Consider the following 15,912-nt stretch of genomic DNA (forward strand, 5'->3'; position numbering starts at 1 on the left):
GACACATCACGAGAGCGGAACCGCCGGAGGAATAACCCGACGATCCACAGCGTCCTCGCTGTTGTGTTTCAAAGGAACCACGCCCCCACAAAACAGGGGGACGGGGTATCAACATATCTGGCGTTGACTTTTGGCACGCTGTTGAGTTCTCAAGGAACGGACGCTTCCATCGGAACCCTTTCACAGGCTCCTCCGGGCGCTTCCCTTCGGTGTCCCCGACACTACCAGAACCATTTCCCTGTTCCGAAATTCGGCCGCCGCAGACGTGCGGCATCCCGACTCTTTACGAGAGAAAGGAGGAGGTGTGTCGAAAACCTGCCCGCCGCACTCGGCTGCGAGCAGGGGGACGACAGTACAGCGCTGCCGTGGCGGAGGCAAATCGCCGTCCGCCTTCCCGCCCGCTGCGCCGCAAGCGGTCCTGCCGGGCGATGACTTACCCTGCTGAACGATGGCGCATCCTCGCTCGAGCCGGGGGAGGCGGCCCGCTCGAGACCGTGTACTGGGAGGCTTCCCATGACCACAGTGACCTCGCCGATGGCCGGGCGGGCTGTCGGCCTGCCGGCCGTACCGGACCCCGTGTTCTCCGGCGCGATGGTCGGTCCCGGCACCGCGGTGGACCCGGGACGAGCTCCCACGGTCGCCGTCTCGCCGGTGGACGGAATCATCGTCTCCCTGCATCCGCACGCCTTCGTGGTGGTCGATTCCGAGGGCCGTGGAGTCCTCGTCCACCTGGGCATCGACACCGTGCAGCTCAACGGCGACGGCTTCGAGCTGGTGGCGACCAAGGGGGACACCGTCGAGCGCGGTCAGGCGATCGTGCGCTGGGACCCCGGAGCCGTGGAGCGCGCCGGCAAGTCGCCCCTCTCCCCCGTGATCGCGCTCGAGGCCTCGACGGGCTCCCTCACGGGCTTGGTGGAAGCAGGCACGGTCACCTCCGGTGCCACCCTCTTCGTCTGGAGCTGAGCGGGATGGACGCGACCCTGCGGGGTGTGGGTGTGAGCCACGGCCTGGCCGTCGGCGAGGTGCGGCACATGGGGACCGCCGTGCTGGAGCCCCCGGCGAAGCGGATCGGACGGAACGAGGCGCCCCGGGAGCAGAAGCGCGCCCGGTCCGCGGCGCATGCCGTCGCCGCGGACCTGGAGGCGCGGGGCCAGCTCGCCGGCGGTGACGCACAGGAGGTGCTGGGGGCGCAGGCGATGATGGCCCGCGATCCCGAGCTGATCGCGGACGTGGAGCGGCGCATCACCGTGGGCAGCAGCGCGGAACGGGCGGTGTACGACGCCTTCGCCGCCTACCGGGCTCTGCTGTCCGGGGCGGGGCGGTACGTGGCCGGTCGCGTCGCCGACCTCGATGACGTGCGGAACCGCATCGTGGCCCGGCTGCTGGGGGTGCCCATGCCCGGGGTACCGGACAGCGACGACCCCTTCGTGCTCATCGCCCGGGACCTCGCTCCGGCGGACACCGCGTTGCTCGACCCCACGCAGGTGCTCGCGTTCGTCACGGAGGAGGGCGGTCCCACCAGTCACAGCGCCATCCTCGCCCGCGCTCTGGGGGTGCCCGCCGTGGTGGCGCTGCCGGGCGCGGGCGAGCTGGCGGAGGGCACGGTCATCGCGGTCGACGGCAGCACCGGTGAGGTGACGGTCAACCCCTCGGACGCGGAACAGGCGATGCTGGCCCGGACCGCCGGGGAGCGCCGGGCGGCGCTCGCAGCGGTCAGCGGGCCCGGCGCCACCTCGGACGGCCACAAGGTGCCGCTGCTGGCGAACGTGGGAAGCCCGGCGGACGTGCAGGCCGCCGTCGAGGCGGGAGCCGAGGGGGTCGGGCTGTTCCGCACCGAGTTCCTGTTCCTCGAGGACGGTGCGGCGGCGCCGTCCGTGGAGCGCCAGGCGAAGGTGTACCGGCAGGTGTTGGAGGCCTTTCCGCAGGGACGCGTCGTGGTACGGGTCCTGGACGCGGGCGCCGACAAACCCCTCGGTTTCCTCACCCCGGCCGACGAGCCCAATCCCGCGCTGGGGGTCCGCGGTGTTCGCGCGCTGCTGGACCACCCGGAGGTGCTGCGGGATCAGCTGTCCGCGCTGGCCAGGGCTGCGGCGGGACTGCCCGTGTACCTCGAGGTGATGGCCCCGATGGTGGCCGACCGTGCCGACGCGGCGGCGTTCGCCGAGGTCTGCCGGGCGGTGGGTCTGCGGGCGAAGTGCGGCGTGATGGTGGAGATCCCGTCGGCCGCGCTGCGGGCCCGGTCGGTGCTGCAGGAGGTGGAGTTCCTGTCGCTGGGCACCAACGACCTGGCGCAGTACACGTTCGCGGCGGACCGGCAGGTGGGTGCGGTGTCGCGGCTCCAGGACCCGTGGCAGCCCGCGCTGCTGGACCTGGTCGCACTGGCCGCGGAAGCCGCGCACGCGGAGGGCAAGGGCTGCGGGGTGTGCGGGGAGGCGGCTGCGGACCCGGTGCTGGCGTGCGTGCTGACGGGGCTGGGCGTGACCAGCCTGTCCATGGGCGCATCGGCGATTCCGTACGTTCGGGGGGCTCTGGCGCGGCACACGCTCGCGCAGTGCGAGCGGGCCGCCTCGGCCGCGAGGGCCGCGGACGCCGCGGAGCAGGCGCGCTCCGCAGCGCACGCGGTGCTCTCCGGCGAGTGACCCGCGGCCCAGGCGGGCTCATGCGCCACCCGGTGCGGTGCGGGCCAGCGGGACGCCGGCGGCGTAGGTGACGCCGGGCTCGGGCGGCACGGGTTCGCCGGTCTCGGCGTGTGTGCAGTAGGCGCTGAACACCTGGGCCTCGGTGAGCGGGGCGAGCCAGCCGCGGTGCAGACACCAACCGCGCACGGTCTCGCTCGGGCGGTCGCCGCGGCAGGCCGGTGGGGTGGTGCGGGTGACGAGCCCGCCGGGCGAGCCGGTGGCCAGTCCTGCGGCGAGGACGGAGCAGAAGAGCAGGACGTCGGACTCGGCGAGCTCCCAGGTGCCGTCGGGCGCGGTGTCCGTGTGCAGGACGGCCAGCAGCGGGGCGCGCGGTCCGTCGACGCTGCACACCAGGTGGTGGGTACCGGCGCCGAGCGCCGTGAGCAGGGCGTCGAGCGCTTCGGCGGCCGTGTGCAGGGGGGCTTCGCCCCCGCCGAGGGTGTCCAGGACGCGGTCGGCTTCGTCCTGCACGGCGTCCCGGGCGCGCCAGGCCCGGAGCAGGGGCAGCAGGTCGTGGCAGGGCTGTCCGTCGTAGGGCACCGTGAGGCCGGTGCCGGCGATCTCCGCGGTGTAGCGCGTGCGGCTGACGGGGGCGTCCGGGTCGAGGCCGTCCCGCAGGCAGTAGGCGGCGAAGCGGTCGGGGTCGAACGGGGCGACGCGGGTGTGGAGACCCTGTCCCGACAGGTGGCGGAGGAGGGCCTGGACCTGCTGCAGGTAGGCGGCGTAGTCGTCGAAGGCGAAGCTGCGGTAGCCGCGCATGGCGGTGAAGTCCGTCTCCGTGGTCAGGACGGCGACGGTGCTGGGCGTCTCGGTGCGCAGGGCCTGGTGGCGGCGTCGCCTGCGGCTTCGGGTGTGCGACATGGTCCCCCTCACTGACGGTAAGACTGAACGTGACTCACCGTAATCGTGGGGTGTGACAGCGGGCCGGGCCCCGGAACCCCGGGAGGGCCGGCCCGCCGTCCTGCCGGTCAGGTCGTGCGTTCGCGGGCGAGGCGTTCGTAGAACCTCAGAAGTTCCACGTCGTCGACGGAGCCGGGGTTGACCGCCTTCTCCAGCGCTGTGCCCTGAAGGAGGCGCTTGACCGGGACTTCGAGGCGCTTGCCGGTGAGGGTGTGCGGGACGGCGGGGATCTCGATGATCTCGTCGGGCACGTGGCGGGGCGAGAGGGAGCCGCGGATGGTCTGCTTGACCGTGTCGCGCAGCGCGTCGTCGAGGGTGACGCCGGGCGCGAGGTGCACGAAGAGCGGCATCCAGTAGCCGCCGTCGGGCTGTTCGACGCCGATGACGAGGGACTCGCGGATCTGCGGGAGCCGTTCGACGGCCTCGTAGATGTCGGCGGAGCCCATGCGGACGCCCTGCCGGTTGAGGGTGGAGTCGGAACGGCCGTGGATGACCACGGAGTTGCGTCCGGTGAGGGTGGTCCAGTCACCGTGCCGCCACACGCCGGGGTAGGTGTCGAAGTAGCTGTCGTGGTAGCGGCTGCCGTCGGGATCGTTCCAGAAGCGCACGGGCATGGACGGCATGGGGTTGGTGACGACGAGCTCGCCGACCTCGTCGACGAGGGGCTTGCCCTGGGGGTCCCAGGACTGGAGGTCGGTGCCGAGGCAGGGGGCCTGGAGCTCCCCGATGTGCACGGGGAGGGTCGGTACGGCGCCCGCGAAGCAGGAGCAGACGTCGGTGCCGCCGCTGACGGAGGCGATCCACATGTCCGCGGCGACGGCGTCGTGCAGCCACCGGAAGCCGTCGGGCGGCAGCGGGGAGCCTGTGGTGCCGATGCACTTCAGCGTGCTCAGGTCGAAGTCCCAGCCCGGGTGGACGTCGGCCTTGCGGCAGGCCATCACGTAAGCGGCGGACGTGCCGTACAGGGTGGCGCGGGTGCGTTCGGCGACGCGCCACTGCGCGGCGGTGTCGGGGTATCCGGGGCTGCCGTCGTAGACGACGACGGTGGAGCCGACGAGGAGGCCGGAGACGAGGAAGTTCCACATCATCCAGCCCGTGGAGGTGTACCAGAAGAACCGGTCCGCGGGGCCGAGGTCGCAGTGGAGGCCGAGCTGTTTGAGGTGTTCCAGGAGGATGCCGCCCTGGGACTGGACGATGGCCTTGGGCAGTCCGGTCGTGCCGGAGGAGTACAGCACCCACAGCGGGTGGTCGAACGGCACCTGCTCGAAGACGGGTTCGGTGTCGGCCGCGGTGAGGGCGTCCCACTCCAGCGTCCCCTCCGGGGCGGGGGTGCCGAGGAGGGGGATGTGGACGACCGCTTCGAGAGTGGGGAGTTCGCGGCGGAGTTCGGCGACGGTCTCGGTGCGGTCGTGCTCCTTGCCGCCGTAGCGGTAGCCGTCGACGGTGAACAGCACCTTGGGCTCGACCTGCTGGAAGCGGTCGAGGACGCTGCGGGCGCCGAAGTCGGGGGCGCAGGAGGTCCACACGCCCCCGACGGCGGCGGTGGCGAGGAGGGCGACGGCGGCCTGCGGGGTGTTGGGGAGATAGCCGCTGACCCGGTCGCCGGGGCGGACGCCGAGGCGGCGCAGCCGGTCGGCCAGCGAGCCGACCTGGCGGCGCAGCTCGCCCCAGGAGACGGGGACGGGCTCGTGGGTCTCGTCGACGTGCAGCAGGGCCGGCTCGTCGGCGCGGGCGGGGTCCTCGCCGGCGCGCAGGGCGTGCTCTGCGTAGTTGAGGGTGGCGCCGGGGAACCAGACGGCTCCGGGCATCCCGTCGTCCGCGAGGACGGTGTCGTAGGGCGTGGCGAAGCGTACGTCGAACCATGCGGCGACGGCGCGCCAGAAGTCCGGGAGGGCCTCGACGGACCAGCGGTGGAGGGCGGCGTAGCTCGCCTCGGGGTCGTCCGGGAGGCCCCGGGGTGCGCCGTGGTGGTCGGCGGCCCATTCCTGGAAGCGGGTGACGGCGGCGCTGCGGATCCGCTCCGGCCCGGGACGCCACAGCGGTTGCGGTGCGGGCGTGTCGGGCTGCGGACTGCTGTGCGCTGCGGTCATGTGGCGGCTCCCGTGGTTCTCTGCGCTTCGTGGGCGTCGTGTCCGCGCACGTGCCGGGGTGTGTGCGCGTACGCGGCGGCTGAGCAGGACGATGCCATGTGATCGTTCACTTCACCAGGGCCGACGCCCCCATAAAGGGCGTATGCGGCATGTGAGGTGGGCACAGGGCCGACGGCGGGCGGCGCCGGGGCCCGTGGGGGGCGACGGCGGGGCGGACGGCCGGTGAACGGCTGTTGAACGAGGGTGACCGGTGCGCCCGCTGGTGGCAGGCTGAGCTGCATGAAGGGGCGTGACCGGGTGCGGTCTGCGGGTGTCGGTGGTGTCGTCGGAATGGTCCGCCGGTGGGGTCCCGTCCGGTCGGCGCTGCGGCGGGGCGGAGACGCGGGTGGCTTCGTGGCCGGGTCGCGGGAACGGGCGCGCGTGCCGGGCGAGGTCGTGGGGGCCGAGCCGAGGCCGGGCGGCGGCCTGGTCCGTTTCGAGCGGTCCGCGCTGCGGGTGCGGGTGGCAGCCGGCGGCGCCGTGTTCTGCGGCTGGGACGAGGCGGCGCCGGAGCCGTCGTACGCGCTGGGCGGCCGCTGCCCGGAGGCGGACGCCCGCGCGGTGCTGGAGCCGGACACCGACGGCGGATGGCGGGTGGTGTCGGAACGGCTGCGGATCACCGTCTCGCGGCGGGGTGCCGTGGAGGTGGGCACGCCGGGCGGAGTGGTGCTGCGCCGGGACGCGGCGCCGCGCTGGTGGGAGACGGAGCCGGGCGGTGGGGGGCGCTGGGTGCTGCACTCGCGGGTGTCGCCGGACGCTCGGTTCTTCGGGCTCGGCGGCCCGCCGTCGGGTCCTCGGCTTCCGGCGGGCGCGTACCGGTTGTGGAACGCGGAGGTGGGCCGGGCGGGCGGGCGCGCCGCGTCGGTGACGATGCCCGTGCAGCTGGTGGTCGCGGACGTGGGCTGCCACCTGGTGTTCCACGACGCGACGTGGGACGGGGAGATGGTGCTCCGGGAGGGGGAGGAGGGCGCCGGGTCGGGACACGACCGGGACGCCCGCTGCGAGGTGCGGATGTCGGGCGGGCCGCTGCGCTACTGGGTGATCACCGGACCGCCGGCCCGGCTGCTGCGCGGCTGGGCCTCGCTGACCGGCACGCCGGCCCGGCCGCCGGTGTGGGCGCTGGGATACCAGCACGTGCTGCCGTCCGGCGCGTCGCCCCGGGAGGTGCGGGAAGCCGTCTCGGCGCACCGGGAGCACGGGCTGCCGTTGCACGGAGTGCATCTGGCTGCGGACGACGGCTCCGGACGGGGTGGGGGCGCCGCCACTCCGGACGGGGCGCGCTTCCGGGAGCCCGGAGCCGCCATGCGGGAGGTCGCCCGGGAGCTGCGGGCGGAGGGGGTGCGGCTCGCGGCAGCGGTGCGGCCGGAGGTGTGGGAGAGGGCGGGCGATGTGCTGTACGAGGAGGGCACGGCGCTGGACGCGTTCGTACGGGACGGCGGGGGCGGCACGGTGCGGCGCCGAGGGCGGCCGTGGGCGTCGGTGTACCCCGACTTCACGGACTCGCGCGTGCGCAAGTGGTGGGGCGGCCTGTACTCCGGGCTCGTCGGCGAGGGCTTCTCCGGGGCGTGCCACCAGGGCGACGCGCCGGCGTCGCCGCACGTCCTCGCGGACGCGGACGCGGCACGGGGGGTGCGGCACGACCTGGAGGGGCGCGGCGGCGCCCATCTGGAGGCGCACAACGTGTACGGGCTCGCGATGGCGCAGGCGGGCTGGGCGGGCCTGCTCGAGCAGGGTCCGCAGGAGCGGCCGTTGCTGGTGTCGCAGGCGGGCTGGGCGGGTTCCCAGCGGTACGGGGGCGTCTCGGCCGGCGGCCCGGTCACGGACTGGCACGGGCTGCGGGCCTCGCTGGCGGCCGTACTCGGGCTCGGCTTGTGCGGCGTGCCGTTCGCGGGGCCGGAGGCCGGGGCGTGGGACGAGCGTGACCGGCCGTCACCGGAGTTGCTGGTGCGGCGCTTTCAGCTGGCGGCGTACCTGCCGTTGTTCCGCGGCGGCGACCGCCCGGATGGGGGGCGGGCGGCGGGGGACCGCGGACTGCGGGGCCACGGCCCGGAGGTTCTGGCGGCCGTGCGGGCAGCGGCGGCGCGCCGGGAGGAGCTGGTTCCCTACCTGGTGACGCTGGCGCATCTGGCACGGCGGACGGGCGCTCCCTACGTGCGGCCGCTGTGGTGGCACCATTGCGCCGACCGGGCGCTGCGGGACTGCGGCGACGCCTTCCTGCTGGGTGACGCGCTGCTCGTGGCGCCGGTGCTGGAGGCGGGGCTGCGGCGCCGTGCGGTGCGGCTGCCACGCGGCTGCTGGTACGACACGGCGACCGGGGTGCGGTACGACGGCGGGCGCGCCGTGGTGCTGGACGCGCCGCTGGAGCGTGTCCCGGTGCTGGCGCGGGCGGGGGCGGCCGTTCCGGTGACGGTGCCGGGGGGCGGGACGGCGCTGGAGGTGTGGCGGCCGCCGCCGGGGCGGACCGGGAGCGGCCTGCTGATACGGGAGCCGGCCGACGCCTGGGCGCGGCCGGAGGTGGAACGGCTCACGGTGTCGGAGGCCGCCGGCCGGACGGTGGTGACGGGCGAGGACGGGAACCGGGTGGACCTTCCGGTCCGGGTGCGCGGCTGAGGGGGGAGCCCTCGCCCGGGGTGGGCCGCGCTCGGCTCGCGCGGTCGCGTCCGGTCGTCCCGCCGGTGCGCGGGCTCTTCCCGGCGGGGCGGCGGTGCGGTAGGCAGGAGCGCATGCGCCGACACTCCCCGCTCCGCCTGCTGTTGGGCCTCGCGTCCGCGGTGCTGCTGGTCACCGCGGTGCCCGCGCCGCACGCCGCCGCACGTCCGGAGCCGAAGGCTCCCGACGCGTTCGTGTCACTGCGGCGGGTCGCGCCGACGATTCTCCAGGACATCCGCTACGTCACCCGGCACAACTTCGTCGGCGACCGGATCGACGGCTACCGGTGGCCGATGTGCATTCTCACCGAGGACGCCGCGAAGGCGCTGCGCTCGGCGCAGCGGGCCTTCCTCCGCCAGGGGTACACGCTGAAGGTCTACGACTGCTACCGCCCGCAGCGCGCCGTCGACCACTTCGTGGAGTGGGCGAAGGACCTGGACGACCGCCGGATGAAGCAGGAGTTCTATCCCCGGGTGGACAAGGCTTCGCTCTTCGAGGACGGCTACATCGCGGAGAAGTCGGGGCACAGCCGGGGCAGCACGGTGGACCTGACGCTGGTGCGGCTGCCGGTGGAGCCGACCCGGCCCTACGTGCCGGGCGAGCCGCTGGTGCCGTGCTACGCACCGCGGGAGGAACGCTTCCCGGACGCGTCGCTGGACATGGGGACGGGCTACGACTGCTTCGACACGTTGTCGCACACGCTCGACGAGCGGATCCGGGGCGAGCAGCGGGCGAACCGGCTGCTCCTGAAGCGCGGCCTGGAGAAGTTCGGATTCGTCAATTACCCGAACGAGTGGTGGCACTACACCTTCCAGCCGGAGACGTTCCCGGACGACTACTTCGACTTCCCTGTCTCTCACCGCTCGGTGACCGGTCACCGCTGAGGCCGACACGCTCACTCGAACGAGTGAATTTGTAGGCGACCTTGACGACCCTTCGGTCCGGTTGAACACTGCCGTCACGCTCGTCGCACCTGGCACGACCCACCTGCACACGCGCCCGGGGCAGCCGCCCCGGGCGCTTGGTCGATTGGAGCCGCAGTGGACCAGTTCAGCAACGGGGACATCTTCGTCGGCGAAATCATCGGCACGGCCATCCTGATCCTGTTCGGCGCGGGCGTGTGCGCCGCGGTCAACCTGAGATTCTCCAAGGCCAACGGGGCCGGCTGGATCGTCATCGCCTTCGGTTGGGGATTCGGGGTGCTCGCCGGCGCCTACACCGCGCTGCCCCTCTCCGGAGGTCACATCAACCCGGCCGTGACCATCGCCGTCGCGGCCGAGAGCGGCGAATGGAGCAAGGCGCCGCTCTACATCGTGGCCCAGATCATCGGTGCCTTCGTCGGTGCCGTGCTGGCGTGGGCCGCGTACTACTCCCAGTTCGCGGCGAACGCCGACAGCGAGACCGCGCAGCCCACCCTCGGCAACTTCTCCACCATCCCCGAGGTGCGCAACCCGGTCACCAACCTGGTCACCGAGATCATCGCCACCGCAGCCCTGGTGCTGCCCATCCTGGCCTTCGGGGTCACGAAGGAGCTGGGCCGCTCGGGCAGCACGGTCCTGATCGTGGCACTGCTCGTCGTCGGCATCGGCCTCTCGCTGGGCGGGCCCACCGGCTACGCGATCAACCCGGCCCGGGACCTGGGCCCCCGAATAGCCCACTCCGTGCTGCCCATACCCAACAAGGGGACGTCAGACTGGGGGTATGCCTGGGTTCCGGTGACCGGTCCGGTCATCGGCGGCCTGGTGGGAGCCGGAATCTACTCACTCGCCTTCTGAGCAGGGAGACGCGACCATGAAGGACGCCTTCGTCGCAGCGATCGACCAGGGCACCACATCGAGCCGCTGCATCATCTTCGACTCCGGCGGCGCCATCGTCGCCGTCGACCAGCGTGAACACGAGCAGATCTTCCCCAAGCCCGGATGGGTGGAGCACGACGCCACCGAGATCTGGTCCAAGGTCCAGGCGGTGGTCGCAGGAGCCCTGGCCAAGGCCGGACTGCGCGCCGACCAGCTCAGCGCCCTGGGCATCACCAACCAGCGTGAGACCACCGTTCTGTGGGACCGCAAGACCGGCAGGCCGGTGCACAACGCGATCGTGTGGCAGGACACCCGGACCTCCGGGCTGTGCACGCAGCTCGGCGGCGACGTGGGGCAGGACCGCTTCCGCGACCGCACCGGCCTGCCGCTGGCCAGCTACTTCTCCGGCCCCAAGGCGTTGTGGCTGCTGGAGAACGTGCCGGGGCTGCGGGAGCGCGCCGAGGCGGGCGAGATCGCCTTCGGCACCATGGACACCTGGCTGATCTGGAACCTCACCGGCGGCCCCGACGGCGGCGTGCACGTGACCGACGTGACCAATGCCGGACGCACCATGCTGATGAACCTGGAGACCCTCCAGTGGGACTCCTCGATCCTGGAGGCGATGCGGATCCCGGAGGCGGTCCTCCCGGAGATCCGCTCCTCGTCGGAGACCTACGGCACGGCCGTCGGACAGCTGGCGGGCGTGCCCGTGGCGTCGGCGCTCGGCGACCAGCAGGCCGCCGTCTTCGGTCAGACCTGCTACGGCGTCGGCGAGGCGAAGAACACCTACGGGACCGGCTCCTTCCTCCTGCTGAACACCGGCAACCGGCCCGTGCCCTCCAAGAGCGGGCTGCTCACCACCATGGGCTACCAACTGGGCGGCGAGCGGCCGGTGTACTGCCTGGAGGGGGCCATCGCCATCACCGGGGCGCTGGTGCAGTGGTTCCGCGACCAACTCGGCATCATCTCGTCCGCGGACCAGATCGAGACGCTGGCGGAAAGCGTGGAGGACAACGGCGGGGCGTACATCGTGCCGGCGTTCTCGGGCCTCTTCGCGCCGTACTGGCGGTCCGACGCGCGGGGCGTGATCACCGGCCTGACGCGGTACGTCACCAAGGCGCACCTGGCCCGCGCCGTGCTGGAGGCCACGAGCTGGCAGACGCGTGAGGTCGTCGACGCCATGTACCAGGACTCCGGCGTGGAGATCACCACGCTCAAGGTGGACGGCGGCATGACTGCCAACGGCCTGCTGATGCAGCACCAGGCGGACGTACTCGGGGTCCCGGTGATCCGCCCGGTGATCTCGGAGACGACCTGCCTGGGCGCGGCCTACGCGGCCGGGCTGGCGACCGGCGTCTGGTCCGACCTGGACGAGCTGCGGTCGCACTGGCGGCAGGACGCGGAATGGACGCCGAGGATGGACGCGGCGGTCCGCGACCGGGAGTACCGCAACTGGAAGCGGGCGGTCGAACGCAGCTTCGGCTGGTACGAGGAGGAGCCGGCGGGCTGAGTCCCCCGGAGCGCTCAGCGGGCGGTCGCGGCCTCCTCGGCGGCGGCCGCCCGCATCGCGTGCCGGATCACGGAGATGAGCACGTCGCGCACGGAGTCCCGCTCGCGCGCGTCGCACAGCATCACCGGCACCCCGGCGTCGAGGTCGAGGGCCTCCCGGATCCGTTCCGCCGGGTGGCGTTCGGCGCCGTCGAAGCAGTTGACGGCGACGGTGAACGGGATCCCGCGGCGTTCGAAGTAGTCGACGGCGGCGAAACTGTCTCCCAGGCGGCGGGTGTCCACCAGCACCACCGCGCCCAGCGCGCCCTGAGCCAGCTCGTCCCACAGGAACCAGAACCGGTCCTGTCCGGGCGTGCCGAAGAGGTAGAGCACCAGGTCGTCGTTGATGGTGATCCGGCCGAAGTCCATGACGACCGTGGTGGTGGACTTGGCCTCCACCCCCGCCGTGTCGTCGTAGGGGCGGCCCGCCTCGGTCAGCATCTCCTCCGTGCGGAGCGGACGGATCTCGCTCACCGCACCGACCAGAGTCGTCTTTCCCACGCCGAAGCCGCCGGCCACCAGCAGCTTCAGCGTCACGGGCTCGGCGGGGGCGGCCGGCTCGGTGGGAGCGGCTGCCGGGCCGCGGTCGCGTTCAGAGCGCCCGAAGACCATTGATCACCTCGCGGAGAATGTTCTCGTCCGGCAGTTCGGCCGGAGGTACGGGTCGGGAGACGCGGACCAGGTCCGCGTCGAGCAGGTCGCCGACCAGGACGCGGACGATACCCACCGGCACGTCGAGGTCGGTCGCCAGCTCCGCCACCGACAGCGGACTGCGGCGGCACATCTGCACGATGTCCACGTGTTCGGGGGTGAGGGCCGGGTCGTGCAGATCGTCCTCGTGCCGGCTGCCCGCCCCGGTGCCGGCGGTCCGGGCGATCACGAGGGCGATGAGGTCCAGCCGTGCCGCCTCGGGGCTGCACCGGGTGCGGCCGCGCGTCATGGCGTACGGGCGGACCACCGGCCCGGCAGCCTCGTCGAACCAGCGCTCGGTCATGCCACCGATCCCCGTCCGGCCCCTGGTCAGCGCGCGCCGGGCAGGTCGGAGCGACGAGCGGTGCCCAGGTGGACGCCGACCCTCTTGACCAGCAGCGTCATCTCGTACGCGATGAGGCCGACGTCGGCTTCGGAACTCGCGAGCACGGCGAGACAGCTGCCGTCGCCGGCCGCCGTCACGAACAGGAACGCCTCGTCCAGCTCGACCACGGTCTGCCGGACGCCCCCGGCGTCGAAGTGCCGGCCGACGCCCTTGGCGAGGCTGTGGAAGCCGGAGGCCACGGCCGCCATGTGCTCGCCGTCCTCCCGGCTGAGCCCTTCGGAGGTGCCCCGGGGCAGTCCGTCGCCGGAGAGCACCATGGCCTTGTCGATGCTGCCCACGCGCTGGACGAGCTCGTCGAGCAGCCAGTTGAGTTCACCGCCGGCGCCGGTGGTCCGTGCGGCCGCGTTCGGTGAGGTCATCGCCCCTCCCCCTCCGGGTGGTCGGTCTCGGGTGCCGGGTCCGCGGCGGGTGTGCCACCGGGCGGCGTGTCGGTCTCTTCGCGTCCGCGCCGCCAGCCGCGCTGGAGTGCGGCCATCCGGCTGCGCACCTCCTCAGCGTCCCGGTCGTCGGGCTCGGAACCCTGCCGGGCGGAGCGGTCCGCCTCCGGGGCGGGAACCTCCTTCAGCTGGGGGGCGAGGCTGGCCTGCCGCACCCTGCGGGGCAGTCCGCCGGGGCCGTCCTCGACGCGCCGGCCGTTGTCGGAGACCAGCACGGGCGTCCGGCGACGCCGCCGGGGCAGCCCGGCGGGGTCGGGGTCGGGCCCTGCGTCCGGAACGGTTCCGGGAGCCGCCTCCGGGGCGGTTCCGTACCCTCCGGCGGACGGGTCCTCGCGCACCGCGCCCGGGTCCTCGGCGGCCTGCTGGTGCTGCTCGGCGTCCTGGCCCCCGGGGCGTTCCGGGCGGCGGAAGAGACCGCCGCCGCTGTCCGGGGAGTCGACGTCGGCGAGCGCCGCCTCGAGTTCGACGGGTCCGTCGAGCGGCCCGGAGTCCGTGCCGGCCGGGGCCAGCGGCGCCCTGGGGCGGGGGCGGCGGCCGTTCGCCACCGCCGCGGTCTCCGGTCCGCCCTCACGACCGGTGGGCTCGCTGAGGACGGAGGCGGGGATGAGGACGACGGCGGTGGTGCCGCCGTACGGGGAGGGCTGGAGCGACACCCGCACGCCCTGCCGCTGCGCGAGGCGGGAGACGACGAACAGGCCGAGGCGGTCGGTGTCGGAGAGTTCGAACTCGGGGGTCTCCGCGAGGCGCAGGTTCGCATCGAGCAGGGCGTCCGCGGGCATGCCCAGGCCGCGGTCGTGGATCTCCAGGGTGAAGCCGTTGGCGACCCGTTCACCGAGCACCTGCACCCCGGTGTGCGGCGGAGAGAACACGGTCGCGTTCTCCAGCAGTTCGGCGATCAGGTGGGTGAGGTCGGCGACGGCGCCGCCGTCCACGGCCAGCCGCGCCAGCCTGCGTACCTCGATGCGTTCGTAGGCCTCGACCTCGGCGACGGCGGCCCGGACCACGTCCATCAGCTGCACGGGCTTGCGCCACTGACGGGAGGGGGCGACGCCGGAGAGGATGACCAGACCCTCGGCGTGCCGCCGCATGCGGGTGGTCAGGTGGTCGAGACGGAACAGGTCGGCGAGTTCGTCCGCGTCCTCGGTGCGGCGTTCCATCGTGTCGAGCAGGGTGAGCTGTCGGTGCAGCAGCACCTGGTTGCGGCGGGCGAGGTTGACGAAGACCTCGGAGACGCCGCGCCGCATGTCGGCCTGTTTCACCGCGGCCTCGACCGCGGCGCGCTGCAGGGTGTTGAGCGCCTGCCCCACCTGGCCGGTCTCGTCCGGCGGGAACTCCAGCCGCGGCGCCTCGGTCTCCACGTCCACCTGGTCCCCGGCGGCCAGGCGCCGCATGACGCTGGGAAGGCGCACCCCGGCCGACTCGTTGGCCTGTCTGCGCAGTGTGCTCAGGTCGCGGACCAGGCCGCGGCCGACGCGCGCGGAGACGACCAGCGAGGCGACCACGGCGGCCAGGCCCAGGACGCCGGCGGCGCCGGCCCGAAGCCACACCTCGGTGGCGACCGGACGGATGCGTTCGTGGTAGCGGTGGTGGGACTGCGCCCGCAGGTCTTCCAGGTCGTCCAGGACGGTCGCGGTGGCCTGCTGCCAGCGCTGCGCGTTGACCACCTCGGTGGCGCCGCCGGACCCCGCGGCGATGACGGCGTCCTCGTAGCTGCGCAGGGTGCGGCCGTCGGTGGTGGCCCAGTACTCCTGGAACGCCTCCCGGTCCTCGGCGGGGAGCTGCTGGATGCTGGTCTCGAGAGCGAGGTTGCGTTCGGCGATGCGGTCGGAGAACGCCCTGCGGTCGCCGCTGGTCATCTCCCCGGCCGCGATGGCCGCGGCCAACAGGGCGTCCTCGCGGGCCAGGTACTCGCGGGCCCGGGCGACGCCGACGAGGGCGTTGCCCTCCTGTTCGAGGTGCTCCTCGTGCAGGCCGTGCAGGGAGGTCAGGAGGGTGAAGGAGGGGCCTACCAGGTCGTTGTAGCCCTGGAAGGCGCCGCCGCGGGTGAGGGTGTTGTTCCCGGCCTTGCGGCGCAGTTCGCCCAGGCCGTCCAGTCCCCGGAGCACGGCGTCCAGCCGGTCGTGCGTGTCGTGCTGGAGGTCGCCGCGCACGTCGTCGCGGCCCGCGGTGGCACGCAGCCCGCCGACGGCGCGGTCGGTGGCGCGCTGGGCGCGCCCGAACCGTTTCAGGGCGTCCGAGCGGCGCGGGTCGGCGAGGTGCACCATGACCTGGCGGCGCTCGCCCTGGAGGGCGTGCACCACCTCCAGCACGGGGTCGTTCAGGGCGTCCATGGAGATGGACGTCGCGCGGAGGTGGAACGCCTCACGGCCGGTGAGATAAGTGGCGAACGCCCAGATCGACACGAGGGACACCAGCGGCACGAGCAACAGGGCCACGATCTTCCGGCGGATCGACTTGCCGCGAAAGCGCATGGCCTCCCCTACGTCAACTCCTCCACGCGGAGGCGTGTTTCATCAGCAAACGGCGCGAGCCTACTACCACCCCGGAAGGGGCTCGCAGGTGTGTCCGAACGATCACCCGGTGGTACAGGGTGCCTCATCCGGAGTTGTCCGTCGATGCCCTGCGGCATGCTGGACGATTGTGGCGCAGGCCACGCGCGGAAGTCGCGGCGGCGGAGTG

The 15,912-nt window shown here is 73.1% G+C and carries 12 protein-coding genes; 6 read left to right on the top strand and 6 right to left on the bottom strand.

Annotation, left to right across the window (positions count from 1 at the left end):
* Positions 1-513: 513 nt before the first annotated feature.
* Together K304_RS0119205 and ptsP are read left to right on the top strand one after the other, a co-directional pair.
* Positions 514-963 (top strand): PTS glucose transporter subunit IIA, encoded by a 450-nt coding sequence (locus K304_RS0119205; RefSeq protein WP_027765078.1) that lies wholly within the window; start codon positions 514-516, stop codon positions 961-963.
* A gap of 5 nt (positions 964-968) precedes the next feature.
* The gene (ptsP, locus tag K304_RS0119210) at positions 969-2,639 is read left to right on the top strand and encodes a phosphoenolpyruvate--protein phosphotransferase (RefSeq protein WP_027765079.1); all 1,671 of its coding nucleotides are present in this window, start codon (positions 969-971) and stop codon (positions 2,637-2,639) included.
* 18 nt (positions 2,640-2,657) lie between these two features.
* Here ptsP and K304_RS29970 read toward each other — a convergent pair whose 3' ends face one another.
* Entirely contained in the window at positions 2,658-3,539 is an 882-nt protein-coding gene (locus tag K304_RS29970; protein ID WP_037791141.1) for a hypothetical protein, read from the bottom strand.
* A 107-nt stretch (positions 3,540-3,646) separates the two neighbouring features.
* Entirely contained in the window at positions 3,647-5,668 is a 2,022-nt protein-coding gene (locus K304_RS0119220) for an acetoacetate--CoA ligase (RefSeq protein ID WP_027765080.1), read from the bottom strand.
* 279 nt (positions 5,669-5,947) lie between these two features.
* On the opposite strand from K304_RS0119220, the gene K304_RS0119225 reads away from it, so the two are divergent.
* From K304_RS0119225 to glpK, 4 genes are all read left to right on the top strand, one after another.
* Entirely contained in the window at positions 5,948-8,317 is a 2,370-nt protein-coding gene (locus tag K304_RS0119225; RefSeq protein WP_027765081.1) for a glycoside hydrolase family 31 protein, read from the top strand.
* Positions 8,318-8,430: 113 nt separating this feature from the next.
* Positions 8,431-9,240, top strand: coding sequence for a M15 family metallopeptidase (locus K304_RS0119230; RefSeq protein WP_027765082.1), 810 nt, complete (start codon positions 8,431-8,433; stop codon positions 9,238-9,240).
* Between the two features lie 156 nt (positions 9,241-9,396).
* A complete protein-coding gene (locus tag K304_RS0119235) occupies positions 9,397-10,131 on the top strand; it encodes an MIP/aquaporin family protein (RefSeq protein ID WP_037791144.1) in 735 nt (244 codons plus the stop codon).
* A 16-nt stretch (positions 10,132-10,147) separates the two neighbouring features.
* A complete protein-coding gene (gene glpK / locus K304_RS0119240; RefSeq protein ID WP_027765084.1) occupies positions 10,148-11,662 on the top strand; it encodes a glycerol kinase GlpK in 1,515 nt (504 codons plus the stop codon).
* 14 nt (positions 11,663-11,676) lie between these two features.
* Here glpK and K304_RS0119245 read toward each other — a convergent pair whose 3' ends face one another.
* From K304_RS0119245 to K304_RS0119260, 4 genes are read right to left on the bottom strand one after another with little or no spacing between them, the layout of a single operon-like run.
* Positions 11,677-12,312: a GTP-binding protein gene (locus tag K304_RS0119245; protein WP_027765085.1), complete on the bottom strand. Its 636-nt coding sequence runs from the start codon at positions 12,310-12,312 to the stop codon at positions 11,677-11,679.
* Complete coding sequence (locus K304_RS0119250) at positions 12,293-12,694, bottom strand: DUF742 domain-containing protein (RefSeq protein WP_027765086.1); 402 nt, start codon at positions 12,692-12,694, stop codon at positions 12,293-12,295. Before K304_RS0119250 ends, K304_RS0119245 begins: the two co-directional genes overlap by 20 nt.
* Positions 12,695-12,720: 26 nt before the next feature.
* Positions 12,721-13,155 (bottom strand): roadblock/LC7 domain-containing protein, encoded by a 435-nt coding sequence (locus K304_RS0119255; protein WP_027765087.1) that lies wholly within the window; start codon positions 13,153-13,155, stop codon positions 12,721-12,723.
* Positions 13,152-15,704, bottom strand: coding sequence for a nitrate- and nitrite sensing domain-containing protein (locus K304_RS0119260; protein ID WP_027765088.1), 2,553 nt, complete (start codon positions 15,702-15,704; stop codon positions 13,152-13,154). Before K304_RS0119260 ends, K304_RS0119255 begins: the two co-directional genes overlap by 4 nt.
* Positions 15,705-15,912: the final 208 nt, after the last annotated feature.

It is taken from the genome of Streptomyces sp. CNS606 (assembly GCF_000426325.1).